Source organism: Prauserella alba (assembly GCF_024171735.1).
GTDB lineage: Bacteria > Actinomycetota > Actinomycetes > Mycobacteriales > Pseudonocardiaceae > Prauserella > Prauserella alba.
This window is the reverse complement of the sequence record NZ_JAMTCH010000003.1, coordinates 378,997-394,858: the sequence shown is the minus strand read 5'-3', so window position 1 is coordinate 394,858 and position 15,862 is coordinate 378,997. Positions and strand designations below refer to the sequence as shown.

General features: G+C 69.1%; 12 protein-coding genes and 2 tRNA genes. 4 read left to right on the top strand and 10 right to left on the bottom strand.

Annotation, left to right across the window (positions count from 1 at the left end):
• Positions 1-52: 52 nt before the first annotated feature.
• Positions 53-2,263 (top strand): RNA degradosome polyphosphate kinase, encoded by a 2,211-nt coding sequence (locus tag LY12_RS01655; protein WP_372493417.1) that lies wholly within the window; start codon positions 53-55, stop codon positions 2,261-2,263.
• Positions 2,260-3,207, top strand: a complete 948-nt coding sequence (locus LY12_RS01650; RefSeq protein ID WP_253852862.1) for an NUDIX hydrolase — start codon at positions 2,260-2,262, stop codon at positions 3,205-3,207. Before LY12_RS01655 ends, LY12_RS01650 begins: the two co-directional genes overlap by 4 nt.
• 182 nt (positions 3,208-3,389) lie before the next feature.
• Here LY12_RS01650 and LY12_RS01645 read toward each other — a convergent pair whose 3' ends face one another.
• From LY12_RS01645 to leuC, 3 genes are all read right to left on the bottom strand, one after another.
• Positions 3,390-4,277: an HU family DNA-binding protein gene (locus LY12_RS01645; protein WP_253852861.1), complete on the bottom strand. Its 888-nt coding sequence runs from the start codon at positions 4,275-4,277 to the stop codon at positions 3,390-3,392.
• Between the two features lie 252 nt (positions 4,278-4,529).
• Positions 4,530-5,135, bottom strand: a complete 606-nt coding sequence (gene leuD, locus LY12_RS01640) for a 3-isopropylmalate dehydratase small subunit (protein WP_253852859.1) — start codon at positions 5,133-5,135, stop codon at positions 4,530-4,532.
• 72 nt (positions 5,136-5,207) lie between these two features.
• A complete protein-coding gene (gene leuC / locus LY12_RS01635) occupies positions 5,208-6,620 on the bottom strand; it encodes a 3-isopropylmalate dehydratase large subunit (protein ID WP_253852855.1) in 1,413 nt (470 codons plus the stop codon).
• Positions 6,621-6,762: 142 nt separating this feature from the next.
• Between leuC and LY12_RS01630 the strand changes: the two genes are divergently transcribed.
• On the top strand, positions 6,763-7,482 hold the full coding sequence (locus LY12_RS01630; protein ID WP_253852853.1) for an IclR family transcriptional regulator: 720 nt from the start codon (positions 6,763-6,765) through the stop codon (positions 7,480-7,482).
• A 276-nt stretch (positions 7,483-7,758) separates the two neighbouring features.
• Here the strand turns inward: LY12_RS01630 and LY12_RS01625 are convergent.
• The 4 genes from LY12_RS01625 to gltX all read right to left on the bottom strand — a co-directional run bounded on the left by LY12_RS01625 (position 7,759) and on the right by gltX (position 10,541).
• Positions 7,759-7,831: transfer RNA gene (locus LY12_RS01625), tRNA-Glu, on the bottom strand.
• Positions 7,832-7,884: 53 nt separating this feature from the next.
• Positions 7,885-7,956: transfer RNA gene (locus LY12_RS01620), tRNA-Gln, on the bottom strand.
• Between the two features lie 170 nt (positions 7,957-8,126).
• On the bottom strand, positions 8,127-8,966 hold the full coding sequence (locus LY12_RS01615) for an HAD family hydrolase (protein WP_372493416.1): 840 nt from the start codon (positions 8,964-8,966) through the stop codon (positions 8,127-8,129).
• An 87-nt stretch (positions 8,967-9,053) separates the two neighbouring features.
• On the bottom strand, positions 9,054-10,541 hold the full coding sequence (gene gltX, locus LY12_RS01610; RefSeq protein WP_253852851.1) for a glutamate--tRNA ligase: 1,488 nt from the start codon (positions 10,539-10,541) through the stop codon (positions 9,054-9,056).
• A gap of 148 nt (positions 10,542-10,689) precedes the next feature.
• On the opposite strand from gltX, the gene LY12_RS01605 reads away from it, so the two are divergent.
• Positions 10,690-11,922 carry an FAD-dependent oxidoreductase gene (locus LY12_RS01605; protein WP_253852844.1) on the top strand — a complete coding sequence of 411 codons (1,233 nt, stop codon included), beginning with the start codon at positions 10,690-10,692 and terminating at the stop codon, positions 11,920-11,922.
• Position 11,923: 1 nt separating this feature from the next.
• Here LY12_RS01605 and LY12_RS01600 read toward each other — a convergent pair whose 3' ends face one another.
• From LY12_RS01600 to LY12_RS01590, 3 genes are all read right to left on the bottom strand, one after another.
• A complete protein-coding gene (locus LY12_RS01600) occupies positions 11,924-12,700 on the bottom strand; it encodes a fumarylacetoacetate hydrolase family protein (protein ID WP_253852842.1) in 777 nt (258 codons plus the stop codon).
• Positions 12,701-12,768: 68 nt separating this feature from the next.
• Positions 12,769-14,385, bottom strand: coding sequence for a citramalate synthase (cimA, locus tag LY12_RS01595; protein ID WP_253852840.1), 1,617 nt, complete (start codon positions 14,383-14,385; stop codon positions 12,769-12,771).
• A 422-nt stretch (positions 14,386-14,807) separates the two neighbouring features.
• Positions 14,808-15,854 carry a 3-isopropylmalate dehydrogenase gene (locus LY12_RS01590; RefSeq protein ID WP_253852838.1) on the bottom strand — a complete coding sequence of 349 codons (1,047 nt, stop codon included), beginning with the start codon at positions 15,852-15,854 and terminating at the stop codon, positions 14,808-14,810.
• Positions 15,855-15,862 lie beyond the last annotated feature (8 nt).

The window sequence follows — 15,862 nt, the reverse complement described above, 5'->3', positions numbered from 1 at the left end:
ACCTGCCGACCGGACCTGCCCATCGGGCCCGGTGGTGGTGGACAATGCGTGCGTGAGCAACGACGAGAGCACCCCAGCCGCTGCGAGCTCTCCGGAAGCGAGGCGGGTGACCACCGAGCCTCCGCCGGAGGCGAACGTCGCCGACGCCGCGGGCCACGCTCTGCCGGCCGCGCTGCCCGCCGCGACGGCGACCGACCGCAGTCCGGACGAACTGCCGGACAACCGGTATTTCAACCGGGAACTCTCGTGGCAGGACTTCAACGCCCGGGTACTCGCGCTTGCCGAGGACGAGTCCCAGCCCCTGCTGGAGCGGACCAAGTTCCTCGCCATCTTCTCGTCCAATTTGGATGAGTTCTACATGGTCCGGGTCGCGGGCCTGAAACGCAGGGACGAGACCGGCCTGTCCGTACGCAGTGCGGACGGACTGACGCCGCGGGAGCAGCTCTCCCACATCGCCAAGCGCAACCAGGAGCTCGTCGGGCGGCACAACGCCGCCTTCGAGGAGCGGGTGCGGCCGGCGCTGGCGGCCGAGGGCATCCACATCGTGTCATGGTCCGGTTTGGACGAGGCGGACCACGAGCGGCTGTCGCGGTACTTCCGGGAGCAGATCTTCCCGGTGCTCACGCCGCTGGCAGTCGACCCCGCGCACCCGTTCCCGTACATCTCGGGGCTCTCGCTCAACCTCGCCGTCACGGTGCGCGATCCCGCCGAGGGCACCGAACGGTTCGCGCGGGTGAAGGTGCCGAACAACGTCCCCCGACTGGTCCGCACCGAGCCGGAGCGGGACAGCCGCACCGCCACGTTCCTCCCTTTGGAGGAGCTGATCGCGGCCCACCTGGGCGAGCTGTTCTCCGGCATGGAGGTCATCGAGCACCACGCGTTCCGCGTCACCCGCAACGCCGACTTCGAGGTCGAGGAGGACCGGGACGAGGACCTGCTGCAGGCGCTCGAACGGGAACTCGCGCAACGCCGGTTCGGCCCGCCCGTGCGCCTCGAGGTCTCCCGGGACATGAGCGAGCACATGCTCGAACTCCTGCTGCGTGAACTCGAGGTCGACCCGCGCGACGTCGTCGAGGTTCCTGGGCTGCTGGACCTGTCGTGCCTGACCCAGTTGCTGCCGCTGGACCGGCAGGAACTCAAGGACCGCCCGTTCGTCCCCGCGACGCCACCGTCGTTCGGTGAACGGGAAACGCCCAAGAGCGTGTTCTCGACCCTTCGGGACGGCGACGTGCTGGTGCACCACCCGTACGACTCGTTCTCCACGAGCGTGCAGCGGTTCATCGAGCAGGCCGCCGCCGACGACAAGGTGCTGGCGATCAAACAGACGCTGTACCGCACCTCCGGCGACTCACCGATCGTCGACGCGCTCATCGACGCCGCCGAGGCGGGTAAGCAGGTCGTCGCGCTCGTCGAGATCAAGGCGCGCTTCGACGAGCAGGCCAACATCACCTGGGCACGCACGCTCGAGCGTTCGGGCGTGCACGTGGTCTACGGGCTCGTCGGGCTCAAGACGCACTGCAAGGTTGCGCTGGTCGTGCGGCAGGAAGGATCGACGATCCGCCGTTACTGCCACATCGGCACGGGCAACTACAACCCGAAGACCGCGCGCCACTACGAGGATCTCGGCCTGTTCACCGCGGATCCGGCGATCGGGGCCGACCTGACGGACCTGTTCAACGTCCTCACCGGCTATTCGCACCAGGCGACGTACCGCAACATCCTCACCTCACCGAGCGGTATCCGGCGCGGCATCCTCGACCACGTCACCAGAGAGATCGAGCTCGCGAGGCAGGGCCATGCCGCCGGCATCCGCCTCAAGTGCAACTCGCTCGTCGACGAACAGGTCGTCGACGGGCTGTACCGCGCGTCGCAGGCCGGGGTGCCCGTCGAGGTCATCGTGCGCGGCATCTGCACGCTCAAGCCCGGTGTACCGGGGCTGAGCGAGAACATCACGGTGCGCTCGATCCTCGGCCGGTTCCTCGAGCACTCGCGGATCTTCCACTTCCGTGCCGCCGAGTCGTACTGGATCGGCAGCGCCGACATGATGCACCGCAACCTGGACCGCCGCATCGAAGCGCTCGTGCAGGTGCACAACCCGAGGCTGACCGCGGAGCTGGACGAGATCCTCAGCTCCACGATGGACCAGCACACTCGGTGCTGGATCCTGACGTCGACCGGCGAGTGGCACCCCTCCCCTGCCGATTCGTCCGAAGTCCGCGACCATCAACTCGAAACGTTACGCAAGCACGGAGCAACAGGGTGAGCACTACCACCGAGGCCGCAGACCACATCGTCGCCCACGCTGCGGGGGCGGTGCTCTGGCGCCCGGCCGCGAACGGGTCCCCGGGTGTCGAGATCGCGGTCGTCCACCGGCCGCGTTACGACGACTGGTCGCTGCCGAAAGGGCATCTCGACCCCGGTGAAACCGCGCCCGTGGCCGCGGTACGGGAGATCAAGGAGGAAACGGGCTTCCCCGCCGTCCTGCGCGCATTCCTGAAACGCGTCGAATACCGCATCGCCCGTGGCAGGAAAGTGGTGGACTACTTCAGTGCGCGCGCGGGCGAGGGCGTATTCGAGGCGAACTCGGAAGTCGACGAACTGCGCTGGGCGGCGCCGGACGTAGCGGCCGGGCTGTTGACCTACGGTTCGGACGCCGAGGTCGTCGAGCGGTTCGCCGCCCTGCCGCAGCAGGTCACGTCGATGCTGCTCGTGCGGCACGCCAAGGCGGGCAAACGGGAGACCTGGACCGGCGACGACGACCTGCGGCCGCTGAGTGATGCGGGGGAACGCCAGGCGCGGGCTCTGCGACCGGTGCTGGCCGCGTTCGGCCCCGACCGGGTCGTGTCCGCTCCTTTGCTGCGCTGTGTGCAGACCGTGCAGGGTGTCGCCGAGGACCTCGGCACCGAGGTGGGACACGACGACGCGCTGTCGGAGCGCATCTTCGCCGCAGACCCGGACAGGGCGGTGCGCCGCATCGTGGAGATGGCGGTCGAGGGCGGCACTTCGGTCGTGTGCAGCCAGGGCGGTGTGATCCCGCACGCCGTGGCCACGCTCGCCGACCGGGGTGGCGTGGTGTTGCCCCGGACCAAACCGGACGGTGTCGCGGCGAAGAAGGGCTCGGTGTGGCAGCTCACGTTCGACCGGGTCGGACGTCTCGTCGCGGCGGGCTACCTGTCGAACGCGCTGGCCACACCGCTCGCCGTCTAGGAGCCATCTCGCCGCGCTGTGCGGACGCCACGGGCACGGTCACCGGCCGGTCCCGCTCGGTCCCGCCGCGCCACGACCGGCCCACGAACGCGCCCACACAGCGACGGGCCCCGCACCAGGACTGTGGTGCGGGGCCCGTCTGCGCGCGGCGCGGCCGGCGCCACGTGAGCCGGCACGCCGGCTCACTTCTTCTTGGCGGCCGTCTTCTTCGTCGTGGACGCCTTGGCGGTGGTCTTCGCCGGCGTGGCTGCCGCCTTCGTCGTCTTGGTCGCGGTCTTCGGAGCGGCCTTGGTGGCGGGCTTCTTGGCAGCCGTGCTCTTGGTCGCCGTGGACTTGGCAGTCGTGCTCTTGGTTGCCGTGGACTTCGACGCCGTCTTCGGGGCTGCCTTCGTGGTAGCGCTCTTGGCCGTGGACTTGCCAGCGGTGGACTTCGAGGCCGTGGACTTCGACGCCGCCGGCTTCGACGCGGTCGACTTGGCAGCCGTCGACTTGGTGGCCGTCGACTTGGCCGTCGTCGCCTTGCTCGCGGTCGACTTCGACGCGGTCGACTTGGCGGCCGTCTTCGGGGCCGACTTCGTCGCCGTGGACTTCGACGCCGCCGTCTTCGACGCCGTCGACTTGGTCGCGGTCTTCGGAGCCGACTTCGTGGCCGTGGCACGGGTCGCGGTCGTCGCGCGCGAACGGGTGGTCGTGCTGCGCGTGGACGATGCGGTGGAGGTCGTGGCACGGGCGGTGGTGCCGCGCGCGGTGGTGCCGGACACCGGCTTGGCCTTCGTGGCCTTCGGCAGCTTCTTCGTGCCGCTCACCACATCCTTGAACGTGGTGCCCGCGCGGAAGGCCGGGACGTTGGTCTTCTTCACGCGGACGGTCTCGCCGGTACGCGGGTTCCGCGCGGTGCGGGCGGCGCGGGCGCGCTTCTCGAACACACCGAAACCGGTGATGTTCACCTTTTCGCCCTTGTTGACCGTCCGAATGATGATGTCGACGAGATTGTCGACGGCCTGCGTGGCGACCTTCTTGTCGCCCAGGCGCTCGCCGAGCGCCTCAATGAGTTGGGCCTTGTTGGCCATTCCAGTCCTCCATGAAGAACTACGTGTTACCCGGCCACACCGGCCGACATGCGCACACGGTATTACCTACGCAGCACAATTTCCAAACGGCACGCGGATTTTTCCCTTACCGGATGGGCGATCGCCGCCGATGAGCGGCGATCGCACCCGGGTGACTCGCGCGTCGTCTGGTGTCGGATGCCGACCGGTGGGCCGGGCCGGATTCCCTTGCTGAACAGGGAATCTTCGAGGTTCTCCTGGGAGGTCCGGGGCCTACTGCGACTGTGCGGCCGGAAGCGTGACCGGCTTGTGGGCCGGCCTGCCTCGTTCGAACTCGGCGATGTCATCCGCGTGGCGCAGCGTCAGCGCGATGTCGTCGAGCCCCTCCATCAGCCGCCAGCGCGTGTAGTCGTCGATCTCGAAGGGCGCACTGAAGTCCTTGGCCCGCACGGTCTTCTCCGCAAGGTCCACAGTGACCTCCGTGCCGGGGTCGTTCTCGAGGATCTTCCACAGCAGTTCGACGTCGTCGGGCGAGCACTGGGCGGCCACGAGGCCCTGCTTGCCCGCGTTGCCGCGGAAGATGTCGGCGAAGCGCGACGAGATGACCACGCGGAAGCCGTAGTTCATCAGCGCCCACACGGCGTGCTCCCGGGAGGAGCCGGTGCCGAAATCGGGACCCGCGACGAGCACGGTGCCCCGGTCGAACGGCTCGACGTTGAGCACGAACTGCTCGTCACCGCGCCAGGCGGCGAACAGGCCGTCCTCGAAGCCGGTACGGCTCACGCGCTTGAGGTAGACGGCGGGGATGATCTGGTCGGTGTCCACGTTGGACCTGCGCAGCGGCACGCCGATGCCGGTGTGCTCGGTGATCGGTTCCATGAGGGGTGACTCCCGTTGTGCGATCGGTCATGTGCGATCGCTCGTGTGCGATCGGTGTGAAGCGGTGGTGGATCAGAGGTCTTCCGGGGACGCCAGCGTGCCGCGCACCGCGGTGGCGGCCGCCACGAGCGGCGAGACGAGGTGCGTCCGGCCGCCCTTGCCCTGCCTGCCTTCGAAGTTCCGGTTGGACGTCGAGGCGCTGCGCTCACCCGGTTCGAGCTGATCCGGGTTCATCCCGAGGCACATCGAGCAGCCCGCCTGGCGCCATTCGGCACCCGCGTCGACGAAGACCTTGTCGAGGCCCTCCTGTTCGGCCGTCTTCCGCACGCGCATCGAGCCGGGCACGACCAGCATGCGGACGCTGTCGGCGACCTTCCTGCCGCGCAGCACGTCGGCGGCCGCGCGCAGGTCCTCGATCCGGCCGTTGGTGCAGGAGCCGAGGAACACCGTGTCGACGGCGATCTCCCGCAGCGGCGTACCGGGCTCGAGATCCATATAGGACAGGGCCTTCTCGGCGGCGAACTTGGCGCTCTCGTCGCCCAGCTGCTCCGGGTCCGGCACGCTCTCGCCCAGCGGAAGCCCCTGACCGGGGTTCGTGCCCCAGGTCACGAACGGGGTCAGCGCGTCGGCGTCGATGGTGACCTCGGCGTCGAACTGGGCGTCGGCGTCGGTGCGCAGCTCCCGCCATGCGGCCACGGCCTCGTCCCACTGCTTCCCCTGCGGGGCGTGCGGGCGCCCCTCCAGGTACTCGAACGTGGTCTCGTCGGGCGCGATCATGCCCGCGCGAGCACCCGCCTCGATGGACATGTTGCAGATCGTCATGCGGGCTTCCATGGACAGCGATTCGATGGCGCTGCCGCGGTACTCGAGCACGTAGCCCTGGCCACCACCCGTGCCGATCTTCGCGATGACCGCGAGGATGACGTCCTTGGCCGTGACGCCGGGGCGCAGCGTGCCTTCGACGTTGATCGCCATCGTCTTGAACGGCCGCAGCGGCAGCGTCTGTGTCGCGAGGACGTGCTCGACCTCGGAGGTGCCGATGCCGAACGCCATCGCACCGAAGGCGCCGTGGGTCGAGGTGTGACTGTCGCCGCACACCACGGTCATGCCGGGCTGGGTCAGGCCGAGCTGCGGGCCGATCACGTGGACGATGCCCTGTTCGGCATCACCCATGGGGTGCAGCCGGACGCCGAACTCCTCGCAGTTCTTGCGCAGGGTGTCGACCTGGGTCTTGGAAACCGGGTCGGCGATCGGCAGTTCGATGTCCACCGTGGGCACGTTGTGGTCCTCGGTGGCGATCGTCAGGTCGGGCCTGCGCACCTGACGGCCGGCGAGACGAAGACCGTCGAACGCCTGCGGGCTGGTGACTTCGTGCACCAGATGCAGGTCGATGAAAAGCACGTCGGGCTCGGCGCCTTCGCCGCGGCGTACCGTGTGCTCGTCCCACACCTTTTCGGCGAGTGTGCGGCCCCGTTTCTCCGCCATCAGGGCTCCTCCTGAACGTCGCTGGGAAGTGTCTTCCCGGGAACTGTGGTGGGTCGGCCGGGCGCGAGCGCCCGGAGCGTTCCGAACTCTGGAGTGTCCCAAATCCTGGACGTCCCAGACTTCGGGATTGTAGTATCGCTGTGTGGGACAGCATAACTCTGAGGCTCAGCAGAGCGGTATCGGTGTCTTGGACAAGGCCATCGCCGTGTTGCAGGCGGCGGCACAGCAGCCGTGTGGTTTGGCGGAGTTGTGCGCCGAGACGGGGCTGCCGCGGGCGACGGCGCACCGGCTGGCGGTGGGACTCGAGGTGCATCGGCTGCTGCGGCGCGGCCCCGACGGCCGGTGGCGTCCCGGTGCTGCGTTGGCGGAGTTGTCGGGGGGCACCGCGGATCCACTGCTGGATGCGGCGGCGGTCGTGTTGCCCAAATTGCGGGACATGACGGGTGAGAGCGTGCAGGTGTACCGCCGCGACGGGGTACAGCGGGTGTGCGTGGCGTCGGCGGAGCCGCCGAGCGGACTGCGGGACACGGTGCCGATCGGGTCGCGGCTGCCGATGACGGCGGGGTCCGGGGCGAAGGTGCTGACCGCGTGGGCGGACACCCATACGCAGCAGGCGATTCTCGCCGACGCGGTGTTCGGCGAGCGGACACTGCTGGAGGTCCGGCGTCGCGGCTGGGCGCAGAGCGTCGCCGAACGGGAGCCGGGGGTGGCGAGTGTGTCGGCACCGGTGCGGGATTCGTCGGGTGCTGTCGTGGCGGCGGTGTCGGTGTCGGGTCCGGTGGACCGGATCGGCCGCAAACCCGGCGCTCGCTGGGCGAGCGACCTCCTCGACGCCGCGGAAGGCCTCCAGGAACGCCTCTGACCCCGCGAACCGCACCCACGGAACCCGGTGAGCGTCAGCGAACCGTCGACCGAAGCGCACCGAGGTCGACGCCCCCACCCGAGCGAGGCCGGTGAGCGCCAGCGAACACGGCCGACCCACTCACCCCACGCAACCCACGAACGCCACGCAACCACAGGCAGGGGGTCCGGAGGCGGAGCCCGCCGGGCTGGGGGTGTGGGGGCTGCGCCCCCACAAGACACAACGAGAAAAGCCCTATCTGCGCTTTCCGCAGATAGGGCTCTCCCGTTTTTCTCGTACCCCCGATGGGATTCGAACCCACGCTACCGGCGTGAGAGGCCGGCGTCCTAGGCCGCTAGACGACGGGGGCTTGTTCTTTTATGTTGGAAGAGAACTTACCAGAGCGGCTTGTTCGCTTCGCAGCTGGGGTACCAGGACTCGAACCTAGACTAACTGAACCAGAATCAGTCGTGCTGCCGATTACACCATACCCCAACGGATACGTTGTCCGAGCCGTTCTGGATCACTGCCGTTCACCAGGCCCGTCCCGGTCCGTATCGCGTTGTTGAAGAAAGCATAGACCACGCTCTGTGGCCGCTTGCAGCCGGGGCCCGTTTCGTCGGCCGACTCCCCTGTTGTCGCAGGTATTGCGCGCGAGGCCGCCCTCAGCGGGGCGCGGGGACGCCGACGCGCACGAACTCGGACACCAGCAGCTCGGGCAGCGCGGCGAGTGTGGTGAGGACGTGGACGTCGGCGGGCGCTCCACCGCGGACGGCGTCATCGGCGTCGGCGGGCGCACCTCGCCCGTTTCCGGCCGTGCCTTCCGGCTCGCGGTGGAGCCAGATTCCGGTGAGACCGGCGTCACGCGCACCGACGGCGTCGGTGGTGAACTTGTCCCCGAGGTGCACGGCCTCCCGTGGATCGCAGCCGAGTTGGAGGCACACGGACTGGAACATCGCGGGGTCGGGTTTGGCGACGCCGAGCTCTCCCGCGATGGCGACGTGGTCGAAGAACCGGGCCAGACCGAGCGCGGCGAGCTTGTCGCGCTGGTGGCCGCCGGAGGCGTTCGTCACGGCGGCCAGTTGCACGCCTGCGGCGGCGAGCCATTCGAGACACGGCACGACGTCGTCGAAGAGCCGCCACGAGCGGTTCAGCAACGCCTTTCGGCGGGTTTCGAACGCGGCCACGTCGGCGAGATCGACGTCCATGCCGAGCCCGCGCAGGAACGCGTGACTGCGCCACACGTGCATGTCGGCGTAATCGAGCTCACCCGCGACGACGCGCGCGACGTGGTCATCGGTGACGCGTTCCCATTCGTCCCAGATGTCGCCGCGTCCGGTCAGGACGGCCAGCGTGCGCTTGCCCGTCGCCGTGAAGTCGATCAGCGTGTCGTCGATGTCCAGGCACACGACCCGGAGTTCGGGCGGTGCCCAGACATCGACGTCGTCGCGATCGGCGTCGGCGACGGATTGCGGAGCTGTCGGGGAGCCAAGCGCAAAAGCCACTCACGCGAGGCTAGGGGTTTTTGCGCGAGCCCGACTCTGCTATCGAGGTGATATGGCCGAGTCTGTTTCGGTCCAGCTCGTCTACGCTCAGTTGCCCGGCAATGCCCGGCGCAGCCGTCCGAGTGACACGTCACGGCCGAGCAATTCCATCGATTCGTAGAGCGGCGGTGACACCGTGCGTCCGGTCACAGCGACGCGCACGGGCGTGAAAGCCTTGCGCGGCTTGAGTCCCAGACCTTCCACGAGGGCGTCCTTGAGCGCCTGCTCGATGTCGGCCGCGGCCCACGACGACAAGCCTTCCAGCGCCTCGATGGCAGCCCGCAACGCCGGTTCGGAGTCCGGGCCGAGCGCCTTCGTGGCCGCGGCCTCCTCGGGAGCGAACTCGGCCTCGTCGACGAACAGGAACCGCAGCAGGTCGCAGGCCTCGGACAGCACCGCGACGCGTTCCTGCACGAGCGGGGCGATCGCGGCGAGCTTGGCCTGCTGGTCCCCCGACGGCTGCTCCGGCAGCACACCCGCGTCGACGAGGTAGGGCGTGACGCGTGCGACGAAATCGTCGTGGCTCAGCGCGCGCACATGGTTGCCGTTGATCGACTCGGCCTTCTTGAGGTCGAACCGCGCGGGGTTGGCGCTGACCTTGGTGATCTCGAACGCCTCGATCAGTTCGTCGACGGTGAAGATGTCGCGATCGTCGGCGATCGACCAGCCGAGCAGCGCGAGGTAGTTCAGCAGGCCCTCGGGGATGAACCCACGGTCCCGGTAGTTGAACAGGTTCGACTGCGGGTCTCGTTTGGACAGTTTCTTGTTGCCCTCGCCCATCACGTAGGGCATGTGGCCGAAGTCGGGGACGAACTCGGCCACGCCCACCCGCTGCAGCGCCTGGTACAGCGCGATCTGCCTCGGCGTCGACGGGAGCAGGTCCTCGCCGCGCAGCACGTGGGTGATGCGCATCAGCGCGTCGTCGACGGGATTGGTCAAGGTGTACAGCGGCGCGCCGTTGGCGCGGACCAGCACCGGGTCGGGAATGGTGCCCGCCTTGAACTCGATCTCGCCGCGCACGAGGTCGTTCCAGGACAGGTCCTCGTCCGGCATCCGCAACCGCAACACCGGTTCGCGGCCTTCGGCGCGGAAGGCCTGCCTCTGCTCCTCGGTGAGGTCGCGGTCGTGGTTGTCGTAGCCCAGCTGCGGGTCCTGCCCGGCGTCCCTGCGCCGCTGCGCGGCCTCCTCACCGGTGGAGAACGCCTCGTACAGTTCGCCCGCTTCGAGGAGTTTCGCGGCGACGTCGCGGTAGATGTCGGCGCGTTCGCTCTGGCGGTACGGACCGTACTCGCCGCCGACACCCGGCCCCTCGTCCCAGTCGATGCCGAGCCACTGCAGGGCGTCCAGCAGCGCCGAGTAGGACTCCTCGCTGTCCCGTGAGGCGTCGGTGTCCTCGATGCGGAACACGAGCTTTCCGCCGTTGTGCCGGGCGAACGCCCAGTTGAACAACGCGGTGCGGATCAGGCCCACATGCGGCGTACCGGTGGGCGAAGGGCAGAAGCGAGCACGAACGGCGGCGGGCTTGTTCTCAGTCATAGCCCACCCAGCGTAGCGCTGTTGACTTCGGCCGCCCGCGAGCGCATGCTGGGAATTATTCAACAGACGTTGAATACGAGACGTCGAATTGCTGGTGTGCCGGCCGGCACACCGGAAGGACCGCGGCGAACGGATCGAGGTGGTGGTGATGACCGCACCGGGAAACTGCGTCATCGCCGGCGGTGGCCCCGCCGGCATGGTGCTCGGATTACTGCTCGCCCGTGCGGGTGTCGAGGTGACGGTGCTGGAGAAGCACGGCGACTTCCTCCGCGACTTCCGCGGCGACACCGTCCACCCGTCGACCCTGACCCTGCTGGACGAACTCGGTCTCGGCGGGGAGTTCGCGGCCCTGCCGCACACCCGGCTGTACGAGATCGCCTTCCCGGCGGCGGACGGCACCTCCGTGGTCGTCGGCGACCTGCGCAGGCTGGGCCGCTGGACGCGGCACCCGTACATCGCACTCACGCCGCAGTGGGACCTGCTGAACCTGCTCGCGAAGGCCGGCGCCGACGAGCCGTCGTTCACCCTGCGCATGAACACCGAGGTCACCGGGCTCCTGCGAGAGGAAGGCCGCGTCGTGGGCGTGCGCTACCGCGGGCAGGATGGCGACGGCGAGCTGCGCGCCGACTTAACCGTGGCCGCCGACGGCCGCTGGTCGTTCGCCAGGCGCGAGGTCGGCCTGACACCGAAGGAATGGCCGGTGCCGTTCGACGTCTGGTGGTTCCGACTCGGCCGTGATCCCGACGACACGACCGCCGCGCTGTCGCCCACGATGCGCCGCGGCCGGTTCGTCCTCGACATCCCGCGCGAGGGCTTCCACCAGCTCGCCTATCTCGGCCGCAAAGGCACCGACGGCGAGCTGCGCGGGCGCGGCGTCGAAGCGTTCCGACGCGACATCGCCGACGTCGTGCCGCACCTCGCGGACCGGGTGGGCGAACTGACGTCGATGGACGAGGTCAAACACCTCGACGTGCGGCTCAACCGGCTGCAGCGCTGGCACACCGAGGGGCTGCTGTGCATCGGGGACGCCGCACACGCGATGTCGCCGATCGGCGGGGTCGGTATCAACCTGGCGGTTCAGGACGCCGTGGCCGCGGCGAGGCTGCTGGCCGGGCCACTGCGCCGCGGTGGCCCGACGACTGCGGAACTGGCCGCGGTGCGCAAGCGCAGGCTGCTGCCGACGGCCGCGGTGCAGACGCTGCAACGGCTGCTGCACCGGATGGTGGCGGCTCCCGTCGTGGAAGGCAGGCGGCTGGGTCCGCCGAAACCCGCCCAGCGGCTGCTGCGCAGGGTTCCGGCACTGTCCCTCGTACCGGCCTACCTCGTCGGCATCGGGCTGCGGCCCGAGCACGCGCCGGAGTTCGCCCGCAGAGCGCCGTGACTCAGGCGTCCTCGACGGGGTTGGTGAGCGTGCCGATCCCGTCGACGGTGACGGACACCTCCTGCCCCGCGACGATGGGTCCGACACCGGCGGGGGTGCCGGTGAGGATCGTGTCGCCGGGCAGCAGCGTCATCACCGACGAGACGAACTCGATCAGTTCGGGGATCTTGTGGACGAGCTCCGAGGTGCGCGAGTCCTGTTTGGTCTCACCGTCGACCGTGGTGCGGATGGCCAGGTCGGCCGGGTCGAGTTCGGTCTCGATCCACGGGCCGATCGGGCAGAACGTGTCGAATCCCTTGGCGCGGCCCCACTGGCCGTCCGAGCGCTGGAAGTCGCGGGCGCTGACGTCGTTGGCGACCGTGTAGCCGAGCACGGCCTGGGCCGCCTGCGCCGCGGGAACGTTCTTCACGGGCTGGCCGATGATGACGGCCAGCTCGCCCTCGAAGTCGACCTGCTCGGACTGCTTGGGCCTGCGGATCGGCGCGTTCGGCCCGATGACGGTGGTCGACGGCTTGAGGAAGATCATCGGCTCGGGCGGGACCTCGTTGCCCATCTCCCGCGCGTGGTCGGCGTAGTTGCGGCCGACGGCGATCACCTTCGTCGGCAGGATCGGCGACAACAGGCGGGTGTCCGCCAGCGGCCACTTCCTGCCGGTGTAGTTCGGCTTACCGAACGGATGGTCGGCGATCTCCCAGACCATCGTGTCGTTGCTGTCGCCGTCTCCGTCGACCGAGACGAAGGCGACACCTTCCGGGTGAGCAATCCGAGCCAAACGCACGGTCCCCATCGTAAACAGTGGCGCGGAGCGTCTCCGCCGGGGAGGTGGTAGGCCAGGGTGGACTACGGTTACACGCGCATCGCCTTGTGGGCGAGTGCGTCGCACAGGGCCAGCCAGCTGGCCTCGACGATGTTCTCGTGCACGCCGACGGTCGTCCATTCACGCTCGCGGTCGGACGATTCGACGAGCACGCGGGTGACCGCGCCGGTGCCCTGGCGGTTGACGAGGATGCGCACCTTGTAGTCCGACAGCGACATCTCGTCCAGCCACGCCAGGTGCGGCGACAACGCTTTGCGCAGGGCGGCGTCGAGTGCGTTGACCGGGCCGTTGCCCTCGGCGGTGGCGATGACCCGCTCCCCCGCGACGTGGACCTTCACGGTCGCCTCGGACACGATCTCGCCGTCGGTCCGGTGGTCGAGCACCACGCGGTATGACTCGAGGGCGAACGGCGGGCCCACGGGTTCCTGCCCGTCCGATCCGGCGATCTCCCGCCGCATCAGGAGTTCGAGGGAGGCGTCTGCCGCCTCGAACGACCAGCCGCCCGCCTCGAGGTCCTTCACCTTGTGGACCGTGTTGCTGAGGGCGCGGGGATTGCCCGCCAGGTCCACACCGAGTTCGTGCCCCTTGAGTTCGAGGCTCGCCTTGCCCGCCATCTCCGTGACGAGCACGCGCATGTCGTTGCCGACCAGCGCGGGGTCGATGTGGTTGTACAGCAACGGGTCCACTTTGATCGCGCTCGCGTGCAGCCCCGCCTTGTGGGCGAAGGCCGACGACCCGACGTAAGCCTGGTGGGTGTCGGGTGCGATGTTCGCGATCTCGGCCAGCGCGTGCGAGACACGCGTCAGCTCGGCGGCTCCCCCTGACGGCAGGACCTCCATGCCGAGCTTGGCCACGAGGTTGCCGGTGACGGCGAACAGGTCGGCGTTGCCCGCGCGTTCGCCGTAGCCGTTGGCGGTGCACTGCACGTGGGTCGCGCCCGCCTGCACCGCGGCGATGCTGTTGGCCACGGCGCAGGAGGTGTCGTCCTGGCAGTGGATGCCGATGCGCAGCCCGGTGCGCTCGCGCACCTCGCGCACCGTGTCGGCGAGACCCAGCGGCAGCTGTCCGCCGTTGGTGTCGCACAGGACGACGACGTCGGCGCCCGCCGATCCCGCCGCCTCCAGCACGCGCAGGGCGGTGTCCGGGTCGTAGGCGTAGCCGTCGAAGAAGTGCTCCGCGTCGAGGAACACCCGCCTGCCCTCGCCGACGAGGAACTTCACCGTGTCGGCGACCATCGCGCATGCTTCGTCGACGTCCACACGCAACGCACGCTCGATGTGACGGATGTCCGATTTGGCCACGAGGGTGACCACCGGCGCCTGCGAGTCGAGCAGCGCGCGGACCTGCGGGTCGTCACCGGCCGCCACACCCGAGCGCCGGGTCGATCCGAACGCGACGAGCGCGGCGTGCTTCAGCGGCAACTCCCCCGCCGCGGCACGGGCGAAGAACTCGGTGTCCTTCGGCATCGCACCGGGCCAGCCGCCTTCGATGAACCCGACGCCCAGCTCGTCGAGGTGCCGCGCCACGGCGATCTTGTCGGCGACCGAGTACGAGATGCCCTCACGCTGCGCACCGTCGCGCAGCGTCGTGTCGTACAGGTGGAAATCGTCGCCGAGCGGGGTGCCTGCGGGTTCCGTGCGGGTCACGGGTTCGTCTCCTCGTCGCGGTGTGCGAACAACAGCGGGATGGCCGACAACTGTGCCGATGGCGCGCGGCCGGCAGCGGCCACAAAAAAGACCCCCCGCGGTGGATGCGAGAGGTCTGCGCGCCGGGTGCTCCTACGGGGCACTTACCCGGCGCGCCTGCCAATAATGATCACGCGAAACGTGTCCATGCGCCGCATCATGCCACACCGCACACGAGCAAGTCCAACCACTGGGCTTCGTTCCCACATTCCGGACCCGACGCAGCCGCCCCGCCTCGGCGTGCCCGGGTGACGGCGCCGGTGTGACGGTGGACGCCTCGCCCGGCACCCCACCCGGACACACACAGGCGCCCCGGCCGCGTGGGCCGGGGCGCCTGTCGTCGGTCGGCTGTCGTCGGTCGGCTGTCGCCGGATCGGCAGTTCTCAGAGCGCGGGACGGGGCGCGGCGTTGGACGACACCAGCGCCGCGAGACGGTCACCGATCGCCGTCGTGGTGCCCGGCGACGCCTGGTCGCGCGTCGCGAGGTCGAACGCCACCGACGCCTCGATACGGCGGGCGGCTTCCTTCTCGCCGAGGTGGTCGAGCAGCAACGACACCGACAGCACCGTCGCCGTCGGGTCGGCGACGTTCTGCCCTGCGATGTCGGGCGCGCTGCCGTGCACCGGCTCGAACATGCTCGGGTTACGGCCCGAGATGTCGAGGTTGCCGCTGGCCGCGAGGCCGATGCCGCCGGTCACGGCGGCAGCCAGGTCGGTGATGATGTCGCCGAACAGGTTGTCGGTGACGATCACGTCGAACCGGCTCGGATCCGTGACCATGTGGATCGTGGCGGCGTCCACGTGCGAGTACGCCACCGACACCTCGGGGTACTCGAGCGAGACCTCCTCCACGATCCGCGACCACAACGACCCGGAGTGCTCCAGCACGTTGGTCTTGTGCACCAGCGTGAGGTGCTTGCGCGGGCGCTCGTTCGCCCTGCGGAAGGCATCCGACACGACCCGGCGGATGCCGAAGGCCGTGTTCAGGCTGACCTCCGTCGCGATCTCGTGCTCGGTGTCCTTGCGGAGCAGACCGCCGTTGCCGGCGTACGGCCCCTCGGTGCCCTCGCGGACGACGATCATGTCGATCTCGCCGGGGTCGGCCAGCGGGCCCTTCACGCCCGGGTACAGCCTGCCGGGGCGGAGATTGACGTGGTGATCGAGCTCGAACCGCAGCCGCAACAGCAGGCCGCGCTCGAGAATGCCGCTGGGCACGCTCGGATCGCCGACCGCACCCAGCAGGATCGCGTCGTGCTCGGCGAGTTCACCCAGCACCGACTCGGGCAGCAGTTCACCCGTCGAGTGCCAGCGGGAGGCACCGAGGTCGTAGCTGGTCGTCTCGGCGTTCGGGACAACCTCCCCGAGGACCTTGATCGCTTCGGAGACCACTTCGGGCCCGATCCCATCACCCGGGATCACAGCGAGCCGCATCCACACAC

Excerpts from the sequence above, each read along its gene's own strand:
- LY12_RS01645 (WP_253852861.1), bottom strand. The coding sequence starts at position 4,277 with ATGGCCAACAAGGCCCAACTCATTGAGGCGCTCGGCGAGCGCCTGGGC.
- leuD (WP_253852859.1), bottom strand. The coding sequence starts at position 5,135 with ATGGAACCGATCACCGAGCACACCGGCATCGGCGTGCCGCTGCGCAGG.
- leuC (WP_253852855.1), bottom strand. The coding sequence starts at position 6,620 with ATGGCGGAGAAACGGGGCCGCACACTCGCCGAAAAGGTGTGGGACGAG.
- gltX (WP_253852851.1), bottom strand. The coding sequence starts at position 10,541 with ATGACTGAGAACAAGCCCGCCGCCGTTCGTGCTCGCTTCTGCCCTTCG.
- LY12_RS01605 (WP_253852844.1), top strand. The coding sequence starts at position 10,690 with ATGACCGCACCGGGAAACTGCGTCATCGCCGGCGGTGGCCCCGCCGGC.
- LY12_RS01590 (WP_253852838.1), bottom strand. The coding sequence starts at position 15,854 with ATGCGGCTCGCTGTGATCCCGGGTGATGGGATCGGGCCCGAAGTGGTC.